Genomic DNA, 22,140 nt, shown 5'->3' on the forward strand with positions numbered 1-22,140 from the left:
CTGCAGCATATGATTGAGTCATCTATTCGCTCAATCATTCGGAGTTACAAATGGAATTTGTTCCTCTCGCGCTGCTTGCCGTTGCTGCCGTGGGTTTAGGCTCTGCCGCCACCGTCCTGTTGACCCGCTGGATCCCGCAGCCGGTTGCGCAACTTGCAGCGCAACATGGCCGGTTCATCGGCTTGGGCGAGCAAGACGGCGGCATGGCTGCAGCGGCGCCGTATCGCGCGCATGTTCAACAAGAGGCGATGAATGTCGTCAGAACTTCAAACTGAAGCAGTGGCCACACCCTTGACGTTGTCATTGCAGCCGATCAGCGCGAGCGTGAGCTTGCGCGATCAGGCGTATGCCATGCTCCGCCAGGCCATTGCCGACGCGGATATCTATCAGACCCGCGAAGAAATCCGTCTCGACGAGCGCGTGCTGAGCGAATCGCTGGGCGTGAGTCGCACGCCGGTGCGCGAGGCGATGACACTGCTTGAGCAGGAAGGTTTTCTGCGCATGGTGCCGCGGCGCGGCATCTACATCGTGCGCAAGAGCAAGCGTGAGATCGTTGAAATGATCCAGATGTGGGCCGCGCTCGAAAGCATGGCGGCGCGTCTTGCCACGCTGCATGCCACGGACGAGGAAATCGCCCGCCTGCGCCACATGTTCGACAATTTTCGCGACGCCACGCCGGCTGAGCACATCGCCGAGTATTCCGACGCCAACATCGCGTTTCATCAGGCGATCGTCGAGTTGTCGAAGTCGCAGATCATTCTCGACACGATCAAGAACATCTTCATCCACGTGCGGGCGATTCGCCGCATGACCATTTCGCAAAGCGACCGCGCGTCGCGTTCGATCGTCGACCATCTGCGCATTATCGAGGCGCTGGAGCAGCGCGATACCGAACTGGCTGAGCGGCTGACGCGCCAGCATTCGCTCGATCTGGCGGCGTTTGTCGAGGCGAATTGCGATTTTCTGGATTGACGGCTGCTTAGGCGCCTGATTGGCGCTACGGACGGAAAAGGCCTGCGGTGATGACATCACCGCAGGCCTTTTTGTTTTCCGATCCGTATGTGCGGGCGAGGCTGACCGGCAAGTAGTGCCACGCTGCGGCACCACGATGGTCTCCCAATGCCGCGTTCAGCCGGCGTCTTTGATTCATATCCGTGAGCAGTCGCCATCTCCTTGCTTGGATGCTGTCAGCCTGCAGTACGGGATAAGCCCTGCTTGACGGTCGATGAAATATGGTATGTGATATATCAAACGAGGTCGAGATAGGCGATAACCTGGTGTTTTCCCTTGGAGCAAGAGAGTGTGCACGGCGTCATTTCGCTGCAACGTAGGCCAGGCAAGCATTTAGTACAGCAACACCGGAACGGGCGCATCTTGAAATCGATCTTGATTGAATGTGATATATCACATACCGTGTGTGTCAAGGCTAATCCGGCATCCGCGCGAGTGGACGTTATCGAAGCAGCCGCGTCCGTCGACAACCGTTGTAACGACCGATTGACAGCTGTGCATGGGACCGGAGTAAGCGCTGAAGCGCTAACTCCTGTCGACATACGGTGTATGGGACCGGAGTAAGTGCTAAAGCACTAACTCCGGTCGACAGCTGTGCATGGGACCGGAGTAAGCGCTAAAGCGCTAACTCCGGTCGACACAGGAGACGACCATGTCTGCAGTTGCTTCATCCCTGAAGGCCGCCACGGGCAGCACGACAGCCGAAGACACGCTCAAGCAGAAGACCCGCAATGCCGGTGTCGTCTCGGGTGGTCATCTGGTTGCCAAGGCGCTGAAAAACGAAGGGGTCGACACGATCTTCACGCTGTGCGGCGGTCACATCATCGATATCTACGACGGTTGTGTCGACGAAGGGATTCGCATCATCGACGTGCGCCACGAGCAGGTCGCCGCGCACGCAGCGGATGGTTACGCACGGCAGACCGGCAAGCTCGGTTGCGTGGTGACGACGGCGGGCCCCGGTTGCATGAACGCGGTGACGGGCATCGCGACGGCGTTCCGCTCGGAAAGTCCGGTCCTGCATATCGGCGGACAAGGCGCCCTGACGCAGCACAAGATGGGCTCGCTGCAAGACCTGCCGCACGTCGACATCATGGCGCCGATCACCAAGTTCGCCGCCAGCGTGCCGAGCACCGAGCGGGTCGCCGACATGATCTCGATGGCGGCACGCGAATGCTTCAATGGCGCGCCCGGTCCGGCGTACCTGGAAATTCCGCGTGACGTGCTCGACCGCGAAGTGGAATTGACGCGCGCGGTGGTGCCGCAGCCGGGCCACTACCGGGCGTCGACCAAATCGATCGGTGATCCGCGCGATATCGAGAAGCTTGCCGACATTCTCGTCAATGCCGAGCGGCCCGCGATTCTGTACGGCCAGCAGGTGTGGACCGCGCGCGGTCATGAAGAAGCGATTGCGCTGCTGCGCGGCCTCGACATTCCCGGCTACTTCAATGGGGCAAGCCGTGGACTCTTGCCGCCGGGCGATCCGCATCACTTCGACCGCACGCGCTCGCAGGCCTTTGCGAATGCCGACGTGCTGATCGTCGTCGGCACGCCGTTCGATTTCCGCATGGGTTACGGCAAGCGCATCAGCAAAGAGCTGACGCTGGTGCAGATCGACATGGACTACCGCACGGTCGGCAAGAACCGCGATATCGATCTCGGTCTGGTCGGCGATCCGGGCGCGATTCTGGCTGCTGTGCTGCAGGCGGCGAGCGGCCGTCTCAAAGACGATAAGCGCCAGGCGCGACGCAAATGGATGGCGCAGTTGCAGGACGCCGAAGCCACCGCGACCGAAAAGCTGATGCCGCTTTTCAAGTCGGACAGCATGCCGATCCATCCCTATCGCGTCGCCTACGAACTCAACGAATTCCTCTCCGACGACACCGTGTACATCGGCGATGGCGGCGACGTTGTGACGATTTCCGCGCAAGCGGTGCGTCCTCGCCGACCTGGTCAATGGATGGACCCCGGCGCGCTCGGCTCGCTCGGTGTCGGCACCGGCTTCGCCCTCGCCGCCAAGCTCGCGCATCCGCAAAAAGAAGTGCTGTGCTACTACGGCGACGGCTCGTTCGGCATGACTGCGTTCGACATGGAAACCGCCAACCGTTTTGGCGCGCCGTATCTCGCGGTGATCGGCAACAACTCGGCGATGAACCAGATCCGCTACGGCCAGCTCGCGAAGTATGGTGAAGAGCGCGGCAACGTCGGCAATCTGCTGAGCGATGTGCCGTTCAGCAAGTTCGCGGAAATGCTCGGCGGCTATGGCGAAGAAGTGCGCGACCCGGCGCAGATAGCCGGCGCCTTGCAGCGCGCTCGCGAAGCGATTCATCGCACGGGCCGTTCGGCGATCGTGAATATCTGGGTCGACCCACGCGAATACGCGCCGGGCACCAGGAATCAGACCATGTACAAGTAAAACACGCGAACCTTTTGGAGACTTGAAAATGAGCAAAGCACTCGACGGTGTGCGCATTCTCGATTTCACGCATGTGCAATCTGGCCCGACCTGCACGCAGTTGCTCGCATGGTTCGGCGCGGACGTGATCAAGGTGGAGCGGGCCGGTGCAGGCGACATCACGCGTGAGCAGCTACGCGATATTCCCGACGTGGACAGCTTGTACTTCACGATGCTCAACCACAACAAGCGCTCGGTCACGATCGATACCAAGAACCCGGAAGGCAAGCAGGTTCTCGAGGCGCTGATCCAGAAGTGCGACGTGCTGGTGGAGAATTTCGCACCCGGCGCGCTCGACCGGATGGGCTTCACGTGGGAGCGGATTCAGGAATTAAATCCGCGCATGATCGTGGCTTCGGTGAAGGGTTTCGGCCCTGGTCCTTACGAGGACTGCAAGGTCTATGAAAATGTCGCGCAATGCGCGGGCGGTGCGGCCTCGACCACCGGTTTCGACGACGGTCCGCCGGTAGTGACCGGCGCGCAGATCGGCGACAGCGGCACGGGTTTGCATCTGGCGCTAGGCATTGTCACGGCGCTGTACCAGCGCACGCAAACCGGACGCGGTCAGAAGGTGCTCGCCGCGATGCAGGACGGCGTGCTCAACCTGTGCCGCGTGAAGCTGCGCGACCAGCAGCGGCTCGAACGCACCGGCACGATGAAAGAGTATCCGCAATATCCGAACGGATCGTTCGGTGAAGCGGTGCCGCGCGCTGGGAATGCTTCGGGCGGTGGCCAGCCAGGCTGGATTCTGAAGTGCAAGGGCTGGGAGACGGATCCGAATGCCTATATCTACTTCATCACGCAGGCGCCGGTGTGGGCGAAGATCTGCAAGGTGATCGGCAAGGAAGAATGGGCCACCGATCCGAACTACGCGACACCTGCCGCGCGCTTGCCGCATCTGAAGGACATCTTTGCCGAGATCGAGCGCTGGACCATGACCAAGACCAAGTTCGAGGCCATGCAGATTCTCAACAAATACGACATCCCTTGCGGGCCGATTCTGTCGATGAAGGAAATCGCCGAAGAGCCGTCGCTGCGCAAAACCGGCACGATTGTCGAAGTGGATCATCCGACCCGCGGCAAGTATTTGACGGTTGGTAATCCTATCAAACTGTCGGACAGCCCGACCGAAGTCACACGCTCACCGCTGCTCGGTGAACACACCGACGAGGTGATGACTGAACTCGGCTACTCGCCCGAACAGATCAGCGCATTGCGCACCGCCGGCGCGATTTGAGAACTCAAGGAGCGACGTATGGACACATGGATGCGTTTCATGTCGAGCGACGGTGAAGTCGTATTTGGCCGGGTGGAAGGCGGTTATCTGCACGAATACGAGAGTCTCGATCAACCGGTGCCGACCGGCGCCGTGTTGTCGACACGTGCACTCACGCCGCTCGCGCCTTGTGCGCCCAGCAAGATCATCGCATTGTGGAATAACTATCACGCGCTCGCGGCGAAGCTCGACAAACCCGTGCCGGCGCATCCGCTATTTCTGCTGAAGCCGGCGGGATCAGTGATCGGCTCGGGAAATGCGATCCGGCGGCCGCTCAGTTACGCGGGCAAGATCGTCTACGAGGGTGAACTCGGCATTGTGATCGGGCGGCGCTGTCGCGATGCGAGCGCTGAAGAGGCGGCTGAATCGATCTTCGGCTACACGCTCATCAACGACGTGACCGCAGCCGACCTGCTGAACGAGAATCCGCACTTCCCGCAATGGTGCCGCGCAAAGGGCTTCGATACGTTCTGCTGTATAGGGCCCTCGATCGTGTCCGGTCTCGACTGGCGCTCGGCGCGTCTCGTGACGATGGTCGATGGCGTGGAGCGGCAGAACTATCCGCTCGACGATATGGTTTTTTCGCCGGCCGAGCAGGTGCGTCTGATTTCGCAGGACCTGACGCTCGAGCCGGGTGACGTGATCGCTTGCGGCACGTCGGTCGGCGTTGGATCGATCAAGGACGGTGCGACCGTGACGATCACAATCGAAGGGATCGGCACGCTAAGCAATACCTTGACCGCTGCGTGTGAGGTAGCGCTATGAGGCGACGGCCCGGGCTCGTCGCGTTGCTTGGCAGCGCCATCGGGCTCGCTGTCATGTTGGGCGGATTTGCCTGCTATCTTTTCGCAACGCGGACGGCGACGGGGACGGCGACATCGCAGGCGAATGTCGAGCGTATCGAACTCTATGCCGCGGTCTTCATCGGTGCGCTGGTCTTCGCCACCTCCGCAATCGCATTCTGCAAAATGCGCGGTACGTTGGACCTGAGCGCGGCGGCGCATCCGGGGCACGGCATTGTCAATGTGTCGGCGCTGCTGCTGTGTGGATGGCTCGGCTACGGCTTCGTCACTGAACAGGCGCCGCCGTTCGGGCTCGCTGCGCTGCTTGCGATGAGCGTGCTAGCCGCTGCGCTAGGCACGCATCTGATGATCAGCCACGAGTACTGGAAAGATCGCGATTCAAACACTCATGCGTTCGCTGGACATTGCCAGGGATTGGCGTTCGAGCGGCGCGGACTGTTGGCGCGCATCGAATGGCACGGTGGCGAAGAGCAAGCATGGGCGCTGCGTGAAATAACGCCGGGCATGGTGCGCGCGGCAGCATACCGGCACCGCCGCGGCTGGCATAACACTGGGAACATGGGCGCACAAAAGCGTGGGTCGGTCCGTCAACGCTCCAGTCACCGCGCGATCCGCCGTCAAAGATGAATACACCAACGCGTCGAGCGGCAAATGGAGCGAATGGCGAGACGGTCTCGCCGAAACCCTCAATCGCCGGTCGCCGCGAATTCGCTGTAGTACCTGGCTTTTTTGCTCAAGATCATCTGGGCGAGAAACTCAGCATCGTACGCCCTGTGAAGATGGGCGTGAAACCGCTCGATGTAGGCAGTGATGCGAGCCGCTTCACTGTTGAATTCCTTCAGCACGTCGAGTGTGGACTGGTCCCAGCGAAACCGCAGGCCAAGGTCGCTGAAGGCGGCGTTGTAAGCGCTCAGATGGGCGTCATCGGGACTATCCATGGTCACGCTTGCTGGACGCGTGCTGGCATGAGACTCAACCGAAGCGTGATTCATGATCGGCCTCCTGGGCTGACAAGTGAGAGAACTAAAGCGGGAACTCACTTGCAGCATAGGGATGCCGATCAATTTCCAATAGTTAAAGTTTTATTGGCTTTCCATAGCCTACTGCTTATAGACGCTCAATTCCTTCACGCGCGTGATTTTCTCGATGAGACTCGCGCCTTCCTCCATCAGGAAGCGTTTGAAGGCGACCGCGACCGGCGGCAGGCGCTTGTTCTTGCGGTGCACGACGTACCAGTTGAGCATGACTGGAAAGCTCTCGACGTCGAGCACGACCAGATGGCCGAGTTGCAACTCGAGACTGATGGTATGCGCGGACAGGAAGGCGATGCCCATGCCGGCGATCACGGCCTGCTTGATCGTCTCGGTGCTCTTGATCTCCATTGCGATCTTGAGATTGGCGAGACGGCCGGCGAAGCCTTCTTCCATCGAATTCCATGTGTCCGAGCCGCGCTCGCGCACGATAAAGGCCTCGTTCGCCAACTGGTTCATCTTGATGTTGCGTTTGTGCGCGAGCGGATGCGTGGGCGCCGCCACGATCACGTAAGGGTGCGGCGCGAACGGCTCATTGGTCGCGTCGGTTTCGTGCGGCGGGCGCACCATCACCGCGAGATCGGTCTGGTTGGTCGCGAGTTGATGCAACAGTTCCGCGCGATTGTGTACTGCGAGATTGAGCACGACGCCCGAGTAGCGCCGCGTGAATTCAGCCAGCAGGCGCGGAAAGAAATAGTCGCCGGCGCTGATCACCGCGACGTTCAGCTTGCCGCCGGACACGCCCTTGAGCTGACCCATCGCCTCGTCGACTTCATGGAACTGCTGAATGATCGCGCGGCTGTAGTGAAGCATCTCGGTGCCGGCCGGCGTCAGATAGATTTTTTTGCCGAGCTGCTCGAACAGCGGCAGCCCTGCGTGTTCCTCGAGTTGCCGGACCTGCGTGGAAACGGCGGGCTGCGTCAGATGCAATTCTTCCGCGGCGCGCGAGAAGCTCAGGTGGCGCGCCACCGTTTCAAAGACCTTCAGTTGCCGCAGAGTCGCATTGCGCATCGTCATGGCCAATGTATAAGCAAACGTGAATCAACATAATAACAAACTTTAATTATTAGTAATTCAGCAATGACCCTAGCATGGGTCTGTATAAGAAGCGGAATTGTTGGCGCGGCACTCGGGTTAACGCTTGGATTCGAGGCGCAGCGGGGGCGGCAACAAAAAATTGATGCAGTACCGATGCTTAATTGATCGGAATAAAGAACTGGCCTGTAAAGCGATGATTCAGGCGGGACAGTTTTTAAATAATGTGAATTAAAGACGCAAATATTAAATATTCCCGAATGGCAAGGCTGTTCGGGTCATAACCATAAGGCGAGACGCATAACTGTGCGGCGCGACGGGCGGCCGCACTCTATAAAAAGCGGAGACAAAGCGCATGGACGATATCACTCAGCAGACCACGGCTCGCGTATTCTGGGCGAACCGTTGGTGGCAGCTCGTCATCGGCATGATGTGCATGGCATTGGTGGCCAATCTGCAATACGCATGGACATTGTTCGTCACGCCGATGAATACGCGGCATCACTGGGGTGAAGCATCCATTCAACTCGCCTTTGCTATTTTCATTCTCACTGAAACATGGCTCGTGCCGGTAGAGGGCTGGCTGGTCGACAAGTTCGGTCCGCGCCCGGTGGTCGCCGGCGGTGCGGTATGCGCCGGTCTCGCGTGGGTCATCAATTCGTATGCGACGACCTTGCCGATGCTGTATGTGTCGGCGGTCATTGCCGGGATCGGTGCGGGCGGTGTGTACGGTACGTGTGTCGGCAATGCGTTGAAGTGGTTTCCGGATCGCCGCGGTCTTGCGGCCGGTCTGACTGCAGCGGGTTTTGGCGCCGGCGCGGCCGTCACCGTCATTCCGATCGCCAACATGATCACGCGCACCGGCTATGAGCACACCTTCTTTTTCTTCGGCATCCTGCAGGGTACTTGCATACTCGCGCTCGCGTTGCTGTTGAAGAAGCCGAACTTGCGCCAGCAAGCCGCACCGAAGAAGAAGTTCGCAGTCACCAAGGTCGATTACACGCCGGGCCAGATGATCAAGACGCCGGTGTTCTGGGTGATCTACGTGTCGTTCGTCGCGGTGGCAGCGGGCGGCCTGATGGCGACGGCGCAAATCGGTCCGATCGCGAAAGACTGGGGACTCGCACGCATCCCGATGACGATCTTCGGCATGACCTTGCCGCTGCTCACTGCCACGCTGTCCATCGACAACATTTGCAACGGCTTTACCCGTCCGCTGTGCGGTTTCATCTCTGACAAACTCGGCCGCGAAAACACAATGTTCGTGATCTTCATCGGTGAAGGCCTCGCATTGCTCGGCCTTATGCAGTACGGCAGCAACCCGTATGCGTTCATGACGTTCGCCGCGTTGATCTTCCTGTTCTGGGGCGAAATTTTCTCGATCTTCCCGGCGATTTGCGCCGACACGTTCGGCAGCAAATACGCGGCGGCCAATGCGGGCACGCTTTACACCGCGAAGGGTACGGCGTCGCTGCTGGTGCCGATTGCTTCGGTACTGTCGGCCACCGGCGGCTGGAGTCTCGTCCTTATCGTTTCCGCCGTCGTCACGATCGCCGCGGGCATCTCGGCGAAGTTCATTCTTGCGCCAATGCGTTCGCGCTGGATCGAAGTACACAACGAGCCCCAGGGCGCGCTGGCCGTTGCCGGCAGCAAGGCCTCGCGGCTTAGCCACTGGCCTGAGCAGACAGGGGAATAGGGTGACCGGCCCACACCCGGCAGTGACCTCATGAATGTCTCGTTGCAGCAACTCAAGGTGTTCGTCGCCGTTGCGCGTGAACGGAGCTTCACGCGCGCGGCGCGCGAGTTCGATCTGACACAGTCGGCGGTGAGCCGTTGTGTGCGCGAACTTGAAGACGCTGTCGAATTGAAACTGTTCGACCGCACCACACGCCAGGTCGAACTGACTCATGCGGGCGCGAGTCTCGAGCGCAGAATCGGCCGCCTGCTCGATGAAATCGACTTGACGCTGCGCGAGGAGCGTGCCGCTTACGACGGACACACCGGCGTGGTTGTGCTGGCGAGCAATCCTGTGCTGTCGTCGAGTTGGGTGGCTCAGGGGCTTGCCCGTTGCGCATCGGCATTTCCCGAACTGATCGTGTCCGTCAAGGATCAACCGCAAAGCAGTGTGCTCGCGAGTGTCGAGCAGGGGGAGGTGGACTTCGGCGTGGTCTCGGTGGCGGAGCCCCTGAGCGCCGATCAGTTGCACGCACAAGTGGTTTTCACGACGCCACTGCACGTAGTGATGCCGCCCGCGCATCCGTTGGCGCGGCAAGCCAGCGTCGCATGGAGCGCATTGCAGGAATGGGCGCTCGTCACCCTGAATGCCGATGCGGGCATGCGCGCCGCGCTTGAGCTCGCCTTCAGCGCGCATGGCCTGAAGCGACGGCCGGTGCAGGAACTCGGGCACGTCGCGGCGGTGTCGCGCATGGTCGAGCTGGGTATCGGTGTTGGCGTCTTACCTGTCGGTGGATATTGGCCCGCGCCCGCCGCGTCACTGGTGAGCCGGCCGCTGGTTCCCGAGATAAATCTGACGACGCTGCTCGTGCATCGCCGCAACCGCTCCCTCAGACCCAACGCTGCTGCGGCGTGGGCGCAGTTCGCTGCGCTCGCCGATCCGCTGCCAGTTAGCCCACGCGACATTCCACGCAAGGAGCTTCATGATGGAAACTGAAACCGACCTCAGGCACCATGATCTGCTGATCGACGGCAAGCGTTTGCCGCCCGGCACCGGTGAATATTCCGTCGACATCAACCCGGCGACTGAAGAGCCGATCGCGCTGGTCGCGCAAGGTAGCGCTGCCGATGTCGATACCGCGGTACATGCGGCGCGCGCCGCGTTGAAGGTATGGAATTCGATTCGGGCAGCCGAGCGAGGCCGCATCCTGATGCGTCTCGCCGGGCTGATGCGCGCAAATCTGGAGGAGCTCGCCGCGCTCGAAAGCCTCGACGCCGGCAAACCGATCTCGGCGGTGATGCGCCAGGATATTCCTGCAGCGATCGATACGCTTGAATACTACGCAGGCTGGTGCGACAAGATCAATGGACAGGTCGTGCCGGTACGTCCTGACGCATTGACGTACACGCTGCGTGAGCCGGTCGGCGTGGTCGCCGCGATCGTGCCGTGGAATTTCCCGCTGATGATCGGCATGTGGAAAATCGCCCCCGCGCTGGCGTGCGGTTGCACGCTGATCGTCAAACCTGCGGAGATTACGCCGCTGAGCGCGTTGCGCATCGGCGAACTCGCGCTCGAAGCGGGCTTGCCGCCGGGAGTACTGAACATCGTCACCGGCAAGGGGCGGGTGGTCGGCGATGCGTTGGTGGCGCATCCCGGTATCGATAAAGTGACTTTCACGGGTTCGCCTTCCGTGGGGCGGGGCATTCTGCAGGGCGCGGCCGGCAACTTCAAGCGCGTCACGCTGGAACTCGGCGGCAAGTCGGCAAATCTGATCTTCCCGGATGCGAATCTCGACAATGCGGTGCGAGCCGCGGCGTCAGGCATCTTCTTCAACACCGGCCAGGTATGTTCGGCCGGCTCGCGCATTCTGGCCCACCGTGATGTCTATGACGAAGTTGTCGAGCGTCTCGCGGCGCGTGCGAAGGCGATCAAGGTCGGCGATCCGGCGGCGCGCGAAACGTCGATGGGGCCGCTTATCTCCGCCGCACAGATGAAAACCGTGCTCGGCTATGTCGAGGCAGGGCGCGCCGAAGGGGCGTCGCTTGTGACTGGCGGCGCGCGTGTGGGCGAGCGCGGCTTCTTCGTCGAGCCGACGGTGTTCGCCGATGTCGAGCATGAAATGCGCATTTCGCAGGAGGAGATCTTCGGGCCGGTGGCGACGGTGATTCGCTTCAACGACGAAGCCGATGCGATCCGTATCGCCAATGGCACGTTGTATAGCCTCGCGGCCGGCGTATGGAGCGCGGATATCGGCCGCGTGCATCGGGTGGCGCGCGACCTGAAAGCGGGCACCGTGTGGATCAATACCTACGGCTATACCGACGTGCGCTTGCCGTGGGGCGGTTCCGGCGATTCCGGCTTTGGCCGCGAGCATGGCGACGTGGCGATTGAAAACTTCACCGAGCCGAAGGCGGTGTGGCTGGCGATCGATCAATAGCGGTGAAAAAAAGGATCGAACGCGTGGCGTTCGATCCTTTCGTCCTGAATGCTGAAGATTGAGATGTTGGTCGAGGAGCGAGTTGGCGCTCAATCGCCCTGCAATGCCATCCGTTCGCGCAGTTTGACGAGAGCGAGCACGACGTCGATAGTCGGGGTGGGCTCGGCAACGAGACGCCCCATTTCCTGCACCACCGTCAAGAGCGGATCGATCTCCATTGGACGGCGGTTCTCGAGATCGACCAGCGTCGAGGTCTTATGTGCGCCGACCGCGCCCGCACCGTCGATGCGTTTCTCCACATCGACGCGAAAATGCACGCCGAACTGATCGGCAATGCGTTTGGCTTCGAGCATCATCGTGCGTGATACCGCACGCGTGCCGGGGTCGCTGGTGAGGACATCGAGCGTGGCGTGGGTCAATGCGCTGATCGGGTTGAAGCACAGATTGCCCCACAGCTTGAGCCAGATTTCATCGCGGATATTGTCGCGGATCGGCGCGTCGAATCCCGCTGCCTGCATGATTTCGTGCAATTGCTGAATGCGCGGCGTGCGTTCGCCGCTCGGCTCGCCGATCGGGAATTTCTTGCCGTACACGTGTTTGATGACGCCCGGTTCGACGATTTCCGCGGCGGGATACAGCACACAGCCGATCGCCCGTTCGGGGCCGAGCTTCGTCCATTGGCTGCCGTCCGGGTCGATGCTGGCGAGGCGCGTGCCGGCGAATTTTCCGCCGTGCCGGTAAAAGTACCAATAGGGAATGCCGTTGACGCCGGTGACGATGGCCGTGTGCTTGCCGAGGAGCGGCTGCATCGTGTCGACCACGCCGGGCAGCGAATGCGCCTTCAGCGTGACGATCACGACATCCTGCACGCCGAGTTCGCGCGGGTCGGACGTACAGCGTACCGGCGCGCTGTAGGTTTCGCCGTCCATGATCAGGCGCGCGCCGTGTTCGCGCATTGCCGCAAGATGCGCGCCGCGCGCGACGAAACTCACATCCGCGCCGGCACGCGCCAGTTGCACGCCCATCAAACCGCCAATCGCTCCTGCTCCGAAGATACAGATCTTCATAATGCCGCCCCTATGACTATGAGAACTCGCTTGCCCGATGCCGCATCTCGTTTTGCCGCGGCGGCGGGTCACTCTTCGAGCATAAGGATGCAGGACGATTACAGACAGTTAAAGTTTCTGTGACCGTGTATTAGCTATCGTTTATGGTTGCGCAAATGGGCCGGATATCATGCCGGTTTCCGACGGTGCGAGAGGGTGCTGTACAGCCGGAGCGTCACTGGCGAGATAGTTCGCTAAGCTTAGTATTGGGCTTCGGATCAGGCGTGTTATGTCCGCCGAACCAGCAGAAAGCTCACGCCGATTGCCGCCAGAAACGTCCCACAGCAGCGATTGAACCACCGGCGAACCTTGGCGCGAACCAGCCATTTGCCAAGGTGCATGCCGGCCCAGGAATAGAGCGCGATCGCCACCCATTCGAGTACCAGAAAGCTCGCGCCGAGCACCGCGAACTGCGGCAGCATCGGTTTGGCGATATCGACGAACTGCGGCAAAAATGCGGTGAAAACCAGAATCGCCTTCGGATTGCCTGCGGCCACGAGACACTCCTGCCGCGCAATCCGCCACAGCGACGCGTCGTCCTGCTGGGTCGTATCGATGGCCGGCGCGTCGCTGCGCCATAACTGGATGGCAAGCCAGATCAGATACGCGGCGCCGGCCAGTTTGATCGCAAGAAAGAACCACTCGGATGCGTGCAGCACGACGGCGAGGCCGGTCGCCGCCAACACCAGCATTAACGCGAACGCGACAAGCCGGCCGGTGCCGCCGACGAACGCCGTCATGAAGCCGTGACGCGCGGCGATGTTGATCGATAGAAGATTGTTCGGGCCGGGCGCGAGATTGATCGCGAAGCAGGCGGGCAGGAAGAACAGCCAGGTGGTGATAGACATGACGGCTCGCACGGAGAAGGGGCGGGACTGCAACGAATCGGGCGCGCGAGACGGCAGGTGCCCATGACGCCGTGACTCTGCGCGATTCTGCGCGATTCTGCGTATTCCCGATCTTTCCCGATTGTAGCGAATCGGCGGAGCGTGCCGATTCGGTCCGTCCGCTCAATTCACCGATTTAACGAAGCCCGGGTCGCTGATCAACGCATCGACACTCAGCCTGACCGTGTCTTCGATGGCGATGGTATTACTGGTGAATTTAGGCGATTTCTGCCGGACCGTCTTAGTGGTTGAGAACACAACTTTCTGGGTCGCGGCATCGGTCACGACGTAGCGCATCTTCAGTGTCCAGAATGCCGGCGACCGCGTGTCGTCTACCGTGAACTTCTCGATGCTGCCGCTCAGAACCTTCCTGCCCTCGGTGAGATGAAACCCGGCGACCTGCAAACTGCTCGCGATGCCGTTGCGAACGGCCTCGTTGATGTCGTTTTTTAGCACGATGCCGGTCATCGCCGTGTTTTCGATCCGGTTCGGCGAAACCTCGCCGTTGCGAGCCGGCATGTAGACGAAATCGCGGGCGGGGGCGACGCTGAGCCAGCCGGTTGAATGCGCGGCCGCGCGCGGTGGGCTATTCAGCCCGAACCACGACCAGGAGCAGGCGGATAGCATCAACGGCAGTGCGACGGCGCTGCAACCCTTGAGCACTGCGGATCTCAGGGCCGGACGCAGGGGGCCGGGCGATTGCCGCAGAGACTGACTCTGTTGCGGCGACGCGGGCGCTGTGCTGGAAAAAGCGGCGGTCGAGGTCAGAGGAGTTGCCTTTTAAGTTGAGTCATCCCGGTACAGAGCAGCATGGTAACAGCGAGCCAATCTCGTGCATCCTCTAAACAGGATCGGGGGCCGGAATTCTCGACCGATCGAAACAGTCCCCTCTCAGAGGGCAGCCCAATCAAAAGAAACCGGCTTTGCCCTGAGTCATATCCACCAGGGCTAGCCGGGCGTCATCTACCGCGTTGACGGGTAGGCGGACAGTCATCTTCACCAGCATCCCGTAGGCGCTGTCCACGAGCCCGTAACCTTCAGCCTCGATCCATCTGCGCACTTTCGCTTCATCGGCGTAACTCACTTCGACGACCAGCGTAACCTGAGCAATCCTTTCCACCCGCGGCGCGTCCAATAGCGCCGAGGCAATCGCATCGGTATAGGCTCGCACCAGCCCACCGGCGCCCAGTTTCACGCCGCCGTAATAGCGCACGACGGCCGCGAGCACGCCGTCCAGATCATGATGCCGCAGCACTTCGAGAATTGGCCGGCCCGCGGTTCCGGACGGCTCGCCGTCGTCGGACATCCCTGACTGGCCACCTGCCAGCAGCGCCCAGCACACATGGGTCGCGCCAGGATGCTCGTCGCGCAGACGCCGCAACTCGGCCATCGCGGCGTCGCGGTCGGCGACCGGTATCGCATGCGCGATGAAACGGCTCTTGCGAATCTCGAGTTCCGCGGAGAGCGGCGCGGGCAAGGTATAGGTGGGCAAGGCAAAGACTTCAGTGGATGAAAAATGCGGCCTCATGGAGGTCTCATGCGGCCCTGTGCTCGCAATGGTAACGGATCGCCGACGGGTAACCGGCGAATGTCTATAATCGTCCGCTAAACGCGTGCCTGTCTGCTGAATCGGGTGCGCGACCAAGGAGACGACATGCTTGATCTTTCTACGCTAGGAACGTTCGTTGCCGTTGTATTGGGGCTCTTTCTGATTCCCGGTCCGGCCGTGCTGCTGGTTTTGACTCGCACGGTGCATGGTGGGCGCAAGGCCGGCATTCTCACCGGTCTTGGTATCGCAGTTGGCGATTTCATACACACGTTAGGCGCAGCGGTGGGGCTGTCGGCTCTGTTGATGACGTCGGCACTCGCCTTCAATGCCGTGAAATTCGTCGGCGCCGCGTATCTCGTCTATCTGGGCATTCGCGCCTTGCGCGAAAAGCAGGCGAGCGCCCATTTGCCGGCGGCGATCGCGCCGATATCCGCTTCTAAAGCCTTCTTTCAGGCGATTCCCGCCGAAGTGTTGAACCCCAAGACCGCGCTGTTTTTCCTCGCGTTCCTGCCGCAGTTCGTTCGCCCTGAGCATGGCTCCTCATTCCTGCAGTTCACAACACTCGGACTGATTTTCGTGGGTATGAGCGCGCTTTATACAACGCTGATCGTGCTGACCATTCGTCCGCTGGGCAAACTCGTCAAACGCCTGACATGGCTTAGCCGCTGGCAAAACAAGATCATCGGCGTGCTGTTCATTTCGCTCGGCCTGCGCGTCGCGACGCAAACGCGCTGACGCAGCGGTATTGACCTAGCCGTGAGGCGTTTTTTCGTTCGGGCGCGCGGAAATACGCTGGCCCCCTTGAGCTAGATATTCCGGCGCTGCCGCCTCAGGCGGCCTTCGCGTGCGTATTCCATCTGGCCTTGGGTGCGCACGGCGAGCCTTTCCTGTTGGGCGCGGCTGATCTGCCGCGTATCGTCGATATCACCAACACGCAGCACTTCCTGCGCGATCCGTATGCGTAGCGTCATTAATGGTTCGCCGCGCTCGACCAGCGTGCGGTCGGTGGCGCGCGCCTGCTGGACGCCGCTGTCGATCAGGTTGCGCAACTCCAGCAGCGTGAGCCGTTGGCGTTGGATTTCGAGGATGAGCCGCTGGATGGCCTGCTCGTCGCGCGTGCGCCACCAGGCGCGCAACTCGGCGAGCGTGGGAGGGTCGAAGGGAGGAAGGCGCATTGCTCAGACGAAAAGTACTGTATATGCGTACAGTATATCCCGTCTTTCCACGGAAACGCGTAGCGCGCGTTCACCGGCTCGCAACCTCTGCAAGAGAGGGTGTTACCACGCTCAGGTGAGCGCGAGCATGATGGAGGTGGAGACCACGATGATGAAAAGACACGTGGCGGTAATCAGGTCGTATGGATAGCTCATGTCGAAACCATAAGGTGTCGGGGAGGATGAGCCCATCATAGGCATAACCGGTCTCCGTGACTGTCAAGCATTGCAAAGGCGCTGCTATCCGGTTGCCTATGATCTGAGTTGGAAACTGAACGACGCGCGCGAAACACCTTCCGCCTAGCGTCCACGTCCTTTCGCTGTCGCTATACCCGTTGGCGGCACAGGTGACTCGCCAGCATTGCCGCATAACAACGCTACCCCTGCAACCGCTGTCGCCCGCAGCGACGCGCGCGAGTCGCCCGCGCGAGCGCGTAATGCGAGGCTATGCAAGATTGCCGACGCGAGCTTCGCGAGGAGGGATGGTTGCGCATCGGCGGCCAGTTCGCCCGCGACCTGCGCCAGCTTGAAGCGTTTCTCGAAGGCCTTGTCGTAGGTACGCAGTCCTTCGGCAAGCGCTGTGCGGACCTCGGCGTCATCCACTGCTTCAACCGCGGCGGTGCCGATCATGAAGCAACCAAGTGGATCGCCGTCGGCGGGCAAGTACCACGCGAGTGCGCCGTCATAAACGCGCAGCAGCGCCTGCGGCAATGGCAGGTCCTCGCCGAGCGCATGAACCATCGCGAGCCGGCCAGCCTCGATATAACGTTCGAGCGTGGTCAGATACAACGCATGTTTGTCGCCGAATGCGCCGTACAGGCTCGGGCGGTTCATGCCGGTCGCGGCGCTCAATTGATCCAGCGAGGTGCCCGCGTAACCGCTGCGCCAGAACACGTCTGTTGCATCGGTGAGCGCCTGGTTGGAATCATAGGCACGCGGGCGGCCGCGAGGGCGAATTTCTTTTTTTGTACTGGTCGGCATAAAAATGTGGCGGAAGTGATTTATATGCAATATAGTACAAAAACACTAACGACAGGGAATTCCTCATGGATCTGTACTTCTCGCCGCTCGCTTGCTCACTGGCCACCCGAATCGCGTTGTACGAGGCGGGGGCGCAGGCTGGGTACATTCAGGTCGACACGAAGTCAAAGCAGTTGCCGGATGGCTCGGACTTCTATCCGATCAGTCCGCTTGGGCAGGTGCCGGTGCTGCGCACGGACGAAGGCTGGCTGTTGAGCGAAAACACGGCGATCCTGCCTTATGTGGCCGATCATTTCCCGGCCGCACGGCTCGCGCCCGCCGCAGGCACGGCGCAGCGTGCGCGGCTGCAGCAATGGCTGGGTTTTATCAGTACCGAGTTGCACAAGGCGGTGTTCGTGCCGCTACTCGATGCGCGCGCCCCCGAAGACGTGAAGCGCTATGCGCGCGACAAGGCCGCGTTACGGCTGGGCGTTCTGCAAGATCATCTGGCGCAAAGCGAGTTTCTGCTCGACACGTTCAGCGTGGGCGATGCCTATCTGGTCACCGTGCTGAACTGGGCGTCGTATGGCGGGATCGCTCTGTCGCAATGGCCGGCGGTTGCTGATTACTACAAGCGATTGATGCAGCGCCCGAGTGTCGCAAAAGCCGCTGCGGAAGAAATCGCCCTGTTTGAAGAAGAAGTGGCGAAGCGCGCGAAAAGCTGAGGGCAGGTTGCAGGCTGCGCGATTAGTCGTCGCTGTGCTGGCAGAAGCGGCGCCCCGGAATGTGCGACACGACCGCCTGTGCAATTTCGAGTGGCGTGCTTTCCGCGGGCACGACGCGGCGGCTCGACTCGGGGGTGTGCTTCATGGTCCATTCGACGAGTCTGTACGAGCGTCCCCAAGGGGGCTGCAAGGGGTCCGAGACCTTGCACGAGTGGATCTGGCGCACCCATTCGTTGCCGGGCATCGCGCGCAAATGCTCGAATACCGTGTCTTCCACCATCGTTTGACTCCTTCTTCGCAGGCATGCTGTCCATCTATCGGCGCGTCGGCGACACCCCTCTAGAAAAAAGCGCCGCCGATGTTCTGGCGGCTCAACAGGGGATGTTGTGCGTGATAGTTACAGGCGAGAATTAAGCCAGACTTAAGATCGCGCTCAAAATCCCGCGCTTGATCCCTCTGCCTGATTGTCTTGCCTGATTGTCTTGCCTGAGCGCCTTGCCTGAGCGCCTTGCCCGATCGCCTCGGTGAGCTGCTGTTTTGCGTGGCGTGGTGATCCAACCCTCAAGACCTCGCGGAATTGGCCGTTATTAGAGCGATTGGGGGCGCCGACCCCGCTTCGCCTCCGGGCCCGCATCGTTGATAACGTGACGAATCTCGCTCAAACGCCTCTTTCAGACCGCCTTCGCTCGCTCGTCGATACTGTGCAGCACAACGAGCGCACGCTGCGCCGCTTCCAGAACGTCGAGTTGAGGTTGATAGGCGCGCGGGATTTCGCGTCGTTTCTCGACACGCTGTTCAGCCATCTGCCGCAAGAATTCTCGTTGGCGAGCGTGGTGGTGTGGCTCGACGACCGCGCGCCGATGTTGCTCGAACTCCTTGAGCCGGGCGCTTTGCATGCGCTCGATCAGCCCAACCTGAGAACGTCACGCGAAGGCGGCCTCGCTGCTGTTGGTCTGTGCGACGACGGCCGGCCGTGGCTGGGCAAGCTGGGCGAGCTGGATGAGACGGCGCGCCGCGCGTTCTTCGGCAATGCCGATACGCCGGGGAGTGCGATCTTGCTGCCGCTTGCCGCCGGCGATACCGTCAGTGGCTATCTATGCCTCTGCAGCGACGATCCCGGCCGTTTCGCTGAAGGCATGGCCACGGATATTCTGGAGCGCTTTGCGAGCATCGTTACGGCGAGTCTTGACAATGTCGCGCATCGCGAGCGGCTCAAGCAACTCGGCATGACCGATTCGCTGACCAGTCTCGCCAATCGCCGCTACTTCGATGAACGGATGCGCGAGGAGATCATGCGCGCTGTCCGGTATGGCGTGCCGGTTGCGTGTCTTTTTATCGATATCGACAGTTTCAAGCGTATCAACGACACCTACGGACATCAGACCGGCGACCGCGCTCTGGCAGCGGTGGCGGCCTGTGTGCGGCAGCAGGTGCGGCTGGGCGATACCGTGGCGCGTTACGGTGGCGAAGAATTCACCGCGCTGCTGCAAGGCGATCGGGCCGATGCGCTGACGGTGGCCGAGCGCGTGCGGCTGGCTGTCGAAAGGCTGCATTTGCAGGACGACCACGGCGAACGCATCGCGTTGACCGTGTCGATCGGCGTCGCGGCGCGCACGATTACCGGTACGCCGGCCGACGCGGCCGCGCACGGCCACGCGATGATGGAAGAAGCTGATCGGGCGATGTATCAGGCCAAACGCAACGGCCGCAACCGCATCGAGGCGCTGGCGAAAGCGGGCAGCGAAAACGCGCTGCGCTAACCCGCTGCGCTAACCCGCTGCGCTAACCCTCGCCGCTGAAACGGCGCCGCGCGATTCACGGAAGCGGGGCCGCCTCACGCATCCGGCGGCACCCCCAGCAATTGCAGCGCTCCACCCGTCACCGCGCCGAACACCGGGCCGGCCACCGTCCCACCATAGAACACCTTGCCGGCCGGGTCGTCGATCATGACGGCGACGATCAGTCGTGGATCGCTCATCGGCGCCATGCCGACAAACAGCGCGCGGTAACGGCTTTTCGCGTAAGTGGCGCCGACCTGTTTGCGCGCCGTGCCGGTTTTGCCGCCGATCCGGTAGCCTTCCACCACCGCGGCGCGCCCTGTGCCGCCCGGGCCGGTCGCCATTTCGAGCATCGAGCGGATCGCGCGCGCGGTGGCGGGCGTGGTGACCGCATGGCCCTTGTCGCTGGCCTGCGCCGCGCCACTCGCGCCCGCGTTCCCGTCCGCGTCTTTGTCCGCGTTTCTGTCCGCGTTTCTGTCTTTACGCACCAGACTCACGTGATGCATGGTGCCGTCACCGGCATAAGCGGTGTAGACCTGTGCGATCTGCAGCAGCGAAGTGGACAGACCGTAGCCGTACGCCATGGTTGCCTGCTCGATCGGACGCCAGCGTTTGTACGGGCGCACCTTGCCTGACGCGACACCCGGAAAGGTCAGCTCGGGCCTCAACCCGAGCCCGTATTCCTGATACTTATTCCATATCTTTTCGGCGGGCAGATTCAGTGCGAGCTTGGCGAGCGCGATATTGCTCGATTTCTGCACGGCTTCGGCAACCGTCATCGCGCCATGATTCGACGTGTCGTGAATCACGGCCGGGCCGATCTTGTACCAGCCCGGTGCGGTATCGATGATGCTTTGCGGACGCACCTTGCCTTCGTCCATCGACAGCGCGACGACGACCGGCTTGATCGTCGAGCCCGGCTCGAAGGTGTCGACTACCGCGCGATTGCGCAGCTGCCGCCCTGTGAGACGGGCGCGGTCGTTGGGATCGAAGCTCGGATAATTGGCGAGCGCGAGAATCTCGCCGTTGCGCGCATCGAGTACGACCACGCTGCCGGCTTCGGCGTGATGTTTGGCAATGGCGTCCTTCAGTTGCGCGTAGGCGAGCTGCTGAATGCGCCGGTCGATCGTCAGATGGATGGTGTCGCCGTTCTGCGCGGGCACGAGCGGCCGGGTCTCGGACACCACCCGGCCGAGGCGGTCGCGAATCACTTCGCGCTGGCCTGGCATGCCAAGCAGTTGCTCGTTGGCGGCGAGCTCGACGCCTTCCTGGCCGTTGTCCTCGATATCCGTGAAGCCGACCACGTGCGCCGCCGATTCGCCTTCAGGATAAAAGCGCTTCGAATCTGCGATCTGCGTGATGCCGGCGAGGCCCAGTTTGTTGAGGTGATCGGCGGTGTCGGCATCCACCTGGCGCTTGAGGAGCACGAAGGTCTTGTCGCCGTTCAGACGCCGGCGCAGTTCCGCCAGCGGCAGCTCGAGCAGCTTCGAAAGCGGTGCGAACGCGGCTTCGTCGAGCAGCTTGGGCGAGGCCCAGATCTCATAGGTCGCGAGGCTGACGGCGAGCATCGAGCCATTGCGATCGACGATGCGCCCGCGCGTCGCATCGAGTTCGATGGTGCGCTGATAGCGTTTTTGCCCCTGATCGACGTAGAAGTCCTGATTGACCACCTGCACCCAGAACGCGCGCCCCGCCAGCGACGCGAACGCGCCGAACACCAGCAGGATGACAAGTTTCGAGCGCCACATCGGCAGGCGCGCGGCCAGCAGCTGGTTCTTCGCGACGGGTGCGTACGGATCGTGCGACTGCGATTTCTTCTTTTGGACCATGAGTGCGGATAACGAACAGCAATGCGTTACGAGCGGAAACCGGCGACGCCGGCGGCTTGTTGCGCGTGACTGTCGAGCGTGCTCCTCGAGTGAAAGCAGCACGCGTGGCGTGCAGCGGGATTAGCTTGCGCCGCCCGAATCGGCGGCGGTGAATACCTTGAGTTGCCAGCGAAACCGCACGGCCAGCACGACGATCGCCGGGCGCACTTCCAGCGTCGCGGCGGCATCGCAACCGATGACCGTGAACGACGCCGTCGACCGTGACGAACAGCCATTGCCAGTTGCGCAGCCATTTGGCGCCGGTCGCGGCAATCGGCGCTGCCCTGATTGTAATCAGAACGTAATCTGGATGCGAGATCCATGCAAGGG

Annotated in this window: 24 protein-coding genes; 12 read left to right on the top strand and 12 right to left on the bottom strand. The window is 61.4% G+C overall.

What is annotated here, in order from left to right; genetic code table 11:
* The first annotated feature begins 50 nt into the window (after window positions 1-50).
* The 6 genes from HHL24_RS27915 to HHL24_RS27940 all read left to right on the top strand — a co-directional run bounded on the left by HHL24_RS27915 (window position 51) and on the right by HHL24_RS27940 (window position 6,172).
* Window positions 51-275, top strand: a complete 225-nt coding sequence (locus HHL24_RS27915; RefSeq protein ID WP_169488582.1) for a hypothetical protein — start codon at window positions 51-53, stop codon at window positions 273-275.
* Window positions 253-972, top strand: coding sequence for a GntR family transcriptional regulator (locus HHL24_RS27920; RefSeq protein ID WP_169488583.1), 720 nt, complete (start codon window positions 253-255; stop codon window positions 970-972). Before HHL24_RS27915 ends, HHL24_RS27920 begins: the two co-directional genes overlap by 23 nt.
* A 691-nt stretch (window positions 973-1,663) precedes the next feature.
* Entirely contained in the window at window positions 1,664-3,427 is a 1,764-nt protein-coding gene (locus HHL24_RS27925; protein WP_169488584.1) for a thiamine pyrophosphate-binding protein, read from the top strand.
* 28 nt (window positions 3,428-3,455) lie between these two features.
* Entirely contained in the window at window positions 3,456-4,703 is a 1,248-nt protein-coding gene (gene frc, locus HHL24_RS27930) for a formyl-CoA transferase (RefSeq protein ID WP_169488585.1), read from the top strand.
* Window positions 4,704-4,721: 18 nt separating this feature from the next.
* Window positions 4,722-5,507, top strand: coding sequence for a fumarylacetoacetate hydrolase family protein (locus HHL24_RS27935; RefSeq protein WP_169488586.1), 786 nt, complete (start codon window positions 4,722-4,724; stop codon window positions 5,505-5,507).
* Window positions 5,504-6,172 (top strand): NAD(P)(+) transhydrogenase (Re/Si-specific) subunit beta, encoded by a 669-nt coding sequence (locus tag HHL24_RS27940; RefSeq protein ID WP_169488587.1) that lies wholly within the window; start codon window positions 5,504-5,506, stop codon window positions 6,170-6,172. Before HHL24_RS27935 ends, HHL24_RS27940 begins: the two co-directional genes overlap by 4 nt.
* Window positions 6,173-6,231: 59 nt before the next feature.
* Here the strand turns inward: HHL24_RS27940 and HHL24_RS27945 are convergent, their stop codons facing one another.
* Together HHL24_RS27945 and HHL24_RS27950 are read right to left on the bottom strand one after the other, a co-directional pair.
* Complete coding sequence (locus tag HHL24_RS27945; protein WP_169488588.1) at window positions 6,232-6,537, bottom strand: HAD family hydrolase; 306 nt, start codon at window positions 6,535-6,537, stop codon at window positions 6,232-6,234.
* Between the two features lie 108 nt (window positions 6,538-6,645).
* Window positions 6,646-7,593, bottom strand: coding sequence for a LysR family transcriptional regulator (locus tag HHL24_RS27950; protein WP_169488589.1), 948 nt, complete (start codon window positions 7,591-7,593; stop codon window positions 6,646-6,648).
* 373 nt (window positions 7,594-7,966) lie between these two features.
* Between HHL24_RS27950 and oxlT the strand changes: the two genes are divergently transcribed.
* From oxlT to HHL24_RS27965, 3 genes are read left to right on the top strand one after another with little or no spacing between them, the layout of a single operon-like run.
* Window positions 7,967-9,307 (top strand): oxalate/formate MFS antiporter, encoded by a 1,341-nt coding sequence (oxlT, locus tag HHL24_RS27955; protein ID WP_169488590.1) that lies wholly within the window; start codon window positions 7,967-7,969, stop codon window positions 9,305-9,307.
* A 30-nt stretch (window positions 9,308-9,337) separates the two neighbouring features.
* The gene (locus HHL24_RS27960) at window positions 9,338-10,282 is read left to right on the top strand and encodes a LysR family transcriptional regulator (protein WP_169488591.1); all 945 of its coding nucleotides are present in this window, start codon (window positions 9,338-9,340) and stop codon (window positions 10,280-10,282) included.
* Entirely contained in the window at window positions 10,272-11,723 is a 1,452-nt protein-coding gene (locus HHL24_RS27965; RefSeq protein ID WP_169488668.1) for an aldehyde dehydrogenase family protein, read from the top strand. The genes HHL24_RS27960 and HHL24_RS27965 overlap by 11 nt, the downstream gene beginning before the upstream one ends.
* Before the next feature lie 89 nt (window positions 11,724-11,812).
* Here the strand turns inward: HHL24_RS27965 and HHL24_RS27970 are convergent, their stop codons facing one another.
* From HHL24_RS27970 to HHL24_RS27985, 4 genes are all read right to left on the bottom strand, one after another.
* A complete protein-coding gene (locus tag HHL24_RS27970; protein WP_169488592.1) occupies window positions 11,813-12,790 on the bottom strand; it encodes a 2-dehydropantoate 2-reductase in 978 nt (325 codons plus the stop codon).
* Window positions 12,791-13,056: 266 nt separating this feature from the next.
* Complete coding sequence (locus HHL24_RS27975; protein WP_169488593.1) at window positions 13,057-13,677, bottom strand: LysE family translocator; 621 nt, start codon at window positions 13,675-13,677, stop codon at window positions 13,057-13,059.
* A gap of 162 nt (window positions 13,678-13,839) precedes the next feature.
* Window positions 13,840-14,379 (bottom strand): hypothetical protein, encoded by a 540-nt coding sequence (locus HHL24_RS27980; RefSeq protein WP_169488594.1) that lies wholly within the window; start codon window positions 14,377-14,379, stop codon window positions 13,840-13,842.
* Between the two features lie 244 nt (window positions 14,380-14,623).
* On the bottom strand, window positions 14,624-15,244 hold the full coding sequence (locus HHL24_RS27985) for an IMPACT family protein (protein ID WP_169488595.1): 621 nt from the start codon (window positions 15,242-15,244) through the stop codon (window positions 14,624-14,626).
* Window positions 15,245-15,370: 126 nt separating this feature from the next.
* Between HHL24_RS27985 and HHL24_RS27990 the strand changes: the two genes are divergently transcribed.
* A complete protein-coding gene (locus HHL24_RS27990; RefSeq protein ID WP_169488596.1) occupies window positions 15,371-16,000 on the top strand; it encodes a LysE family translocator in 630 nt (209 codons plus the stop codon).
* Between the two features lie 71 nt (window positions 16,001-16,071).
* Here the strand turns inward: HHL24_RS27990 and HHL24_RS27995 are convergent, their stop codons facing one another.
* From HHL24_RS27995 to HHL24_RS28000, 3 genes are all read right to left on the bottom strand, one after another.
* The gene (locus tag HHL24_RS27995; protein WP_169488597.1) at window positions 16,072-16,440 is read right to left on the bottom strand and encodes a hypothetical protein; all 369 of its coding nucleotides are present in this window, start codon (window positions 16,438-16,440) and stop codon (window positions 16,072-16,074) included.
* A 111-nt stretch (window positions 16,441-16,551) separates the two neighbouring features.
* On the bottom strand, window positions 16,552-16,680 hold the full coding sequence (locus HHL24_RS44645; protein WP_268966746.1) for a hypothetical protein: 129 nt from the start codon (window positions 16,678-16,680) through the stop codon (window positions 16,552-16,554).
* Between the two features lie 99 nt (window positions 16,681-16,779).
* The gene (locus HHL24_RS28000; protein ID WP_169488598.1) at window positions 16,780-17,460 is read right to left on the bottom strand and encodes a TetR/AcrR family transcriptional regulator; all 681 of its coding nucleotides are present in this window, start codon (window positions 17,458-17,460) and stop codon (window positions 16,780-16,782) included.
* Between the two features lie 65 nt (window positions 17,461-17,525).
* Here HHL24_RS28000 and HHL24_RS28005 point away from each other — a divergent pair, with 65 nt between their 5' ends.
* Window positions 17,526-18,164 carry a glutathione binding-like protein gene (locus tag HHL24_RS28005; RefSeq protein ID WP_169488599.1) on the top strand — a complete coding sequence of 213 codons (639 nt, stop codon included), beginning with the start codon at window positions 17,526-17,528 and terminating at the stop codon, window positions 18,162-18,164.
* Window positions 18,165-18,186: 22 nt separating this feature from the next.
* On the opposite strand, the gene HHL24_RS28010 is transcribed toward HHL24_RS28005, so the two are convergent.
* Window positions 18,187-18,444: a DUF2866 domain-containing protein gene (locus HHL24_RS28010; RefSeq protein WP_120295794.1), complete on the bottom strand. Its 258-nt coding sequence runs from the start codon at window positions 18,442-18,444 to the stop codon at window positions 18,187-18,189.
* Window positions 18,445-18,808: 364 nt separating this feature from the next.
* On the opposite strand from HHL24_RS28010, the gene HHL24_RS28015 reads away from it, so the two are divergent.
* Window positions 18,809-19,924 (top strand): GGDEF domain-containing protein, encoded by a 1,116-nt coding sequence (locus HHL24_RS28015; protein ID WP_169488600.1) that lies wholly within the window; start codon window positions 18,809-18,811, stop codon window positions 19,922-19,924.
* A 74-nt stretch (window positions 19,925-19,998) separates the two neighbouring features.
* On the opposite strand, the gene HHL24_RS28020 is transcribed toward HHL24_RS28015, so the two are convergent.
* Together HHL24_RS28020 and HHL24_RS44155 are read right to left on the bottom strand one after the other, a co-directional pair.
* On the bottom strand, window positions 19,999-21,771 hold the full coding sequence (locus HHL24_RS28020; protein ID WP_169488601.1) for a peptidoglycan D,D-transpeptidase FtsI family protein: 1,773 nt from the start codon (window positions 21,769-21,771) through the stop codon (window positions 19,999-20,001).
* 120 nt (window positions 21,772-21,891) lie between these two features.
* On the bottom strand, window positions 21,892-22,083 hold the full coding sequence (locus tag HHL24_RS44155; protein WP_230417603.1) for a hypothetical protein: 192 nt from the start codon (window positions 22,081-22,083) through the stop codon (window positions 21,892-21,894).
* Window positions 22,084-22,140: the final 57 nt, after the last annotated feature.

The organism is Paraburkholderia polaris (assembly GCF_012927345.1).
In the GTDB taxonomy this organism is placed as follows: Bacteria; Pseudomonadota; Gammaproteobacteria; order Burkholderiales; family Burkholderiaceae; genus Paraburkholderia; species Paraburkholderia polaris.

Excerpts from the sequence above, each read along its gene's own strand:
- HHL24_RS27965 (WP_169488668.1), top strand. The coding sequence starts at position 10,272 with ATGGAAACTGAAACCGACCTCAGGCACCATGATCTGCTGATCGACGGC.
- HHL24_RS27985 (WP_169488595.1), bottom strand. The coding sequence starts at position 15,244 with ATGAGGCCGCATTTTTCATCCACTGAAGTCTTTGCCTTGCCCACCTAT.
- oxlT (WP_169488590.1), top strand. The coding sequence starts at position 7,967 with ATGGACGATATCACTCAGCAGACCACGGCTCGCGTATTCTGGGCGAAC.
- HHL24_RS27970 (WP_169488592.1), bottom strand. The coding sequence starts at position 12,790 with ATGAAGATCTGTATCTTCGGAGCAGGAGCGATTGGCGGTTTGATGGGC.
- HHL24_RS28005 (WP_169488599.1), top strand. The coding sequence starts at position 17,526 with ATGGATCTGTACTTCTCGCCGCTCGCTTGCTCACTGGCCACCCGAATC.
- HHL24_RS27960 (WP_169488591.1), top strand. The coding sequence starts at position 9,338 with ATGAATGTCTCGTTGCAGCAACTCAAGGTGTTCGTCGCCGTTGCGCGT.
- HHL24_RS44645 (WP_268966746.1), bottom strand. The coding sequence starts at position 16,680 with ATGCCTATGATGGGCTCATCCTCCCCGACACCTTATGGTTTCGACATG.
- HHL24_RS27915 (WP_169488582.1), top strand. The coding sequence starts at position 51 with ATGGAATTTGTTCCTCTCGCGCTGCTTGCCGTTGCTGCCGTGGGTTTA.
- frc (WP_169488585.1), top strand. The coding sequence starts at position 3,456 with ATGAGCAAAGCACTCGACGGTGTGCGCATTCTCGATTTCACGCATGTG.
- HHL24_RS27975 (WP_169488593.1), bottom strand. The coding sequence starts at position 13,677 with ATGTCTATCACCACCTGGCTGTTCTTCCTGCCCGCCTGCTTCGCGATC.
- HHL24_RS27920 (WP_169488583.1), top strand. The coding sequence starts at position 253 with ATGTCGTCAGAACTTCAAACTGAAGCAGTGGCCACACCCTTGACGTTG.
- HHL24_RS28010 (WP_120295794.1), bottom strand. The coding sequence starts at position 18,444 with ATGGTGGAAGACACGGTATTCGAGCATTTGCGCGCGATGCCCGGCAAC.
- HHL24_RS27945 (WP_169488588.1), bottom strand. The coding sequence starts at position 6,537 with ATGAATCACGCTTCGGTTGAGTCTCATGCCAGCACGCGTCCAGCAAGC.
- HHL24_RS27995 (WP_169488597.1), bottom strand. The coding sequence starts at position 16,440 with ATGCGCCTTCCTCCCTTCGACCCTCCCACGCTCGCCGAGTTGCGCGCC.
- HHL24_RS27950 (WP_169488589.1), bottom strand. The coding sequence starts at position 7,593 with ATGACGATGCGCAATGCGACTCTGCGGCAACTGAAGGTCTTTGAAACG.
- HHL24_RS27940 (WP_169488587.1), top strand. The coding sequence starts at position 5,504 with ATGAGGCGACGGCCCGGGCTCGTCGCGTTGCTTGGCAGCGCCATCGGG.
- HHL24_RS27925 (WP_169488584.1), top strand. The coding sequence starts at position 1,664 with ATGTCTGCAGTTGCTTCATCCCTGAAGGCCGCCACGGGCAGCACGACA.
- HHL24_RS27990 (WP_169488596.1), top strand. The coding sequence starts at position 15,371 with ATGCTTGATCTTTCTACGCTAGGAACGTTCGTTGCCGTTGTATTGGGG.
- HHL24_RS27935 (WP_169488586.1), top strand. The coding sequence starts at position 4,722 with ATGGACACATGGATGCGTTTCATGTCGAGCGACGGTGAAGTCGTATTT.
- HHL24_RS28020 (WP_169488601.1), bottom strand. The coding sequence starts at position 21,771 with ATGGTCCAAAAGAAGAAATCGCAGTCGCACGATCCGTACGCACCCGTC.
- HHL24_RS28000 (WP_169488598.1), bottom strand. The coding sequence starts at position 17,460 with ATGCCGACCAGTACAAAAAAAGAAATTCGCCCTCGCGGCCGCCCGCGT.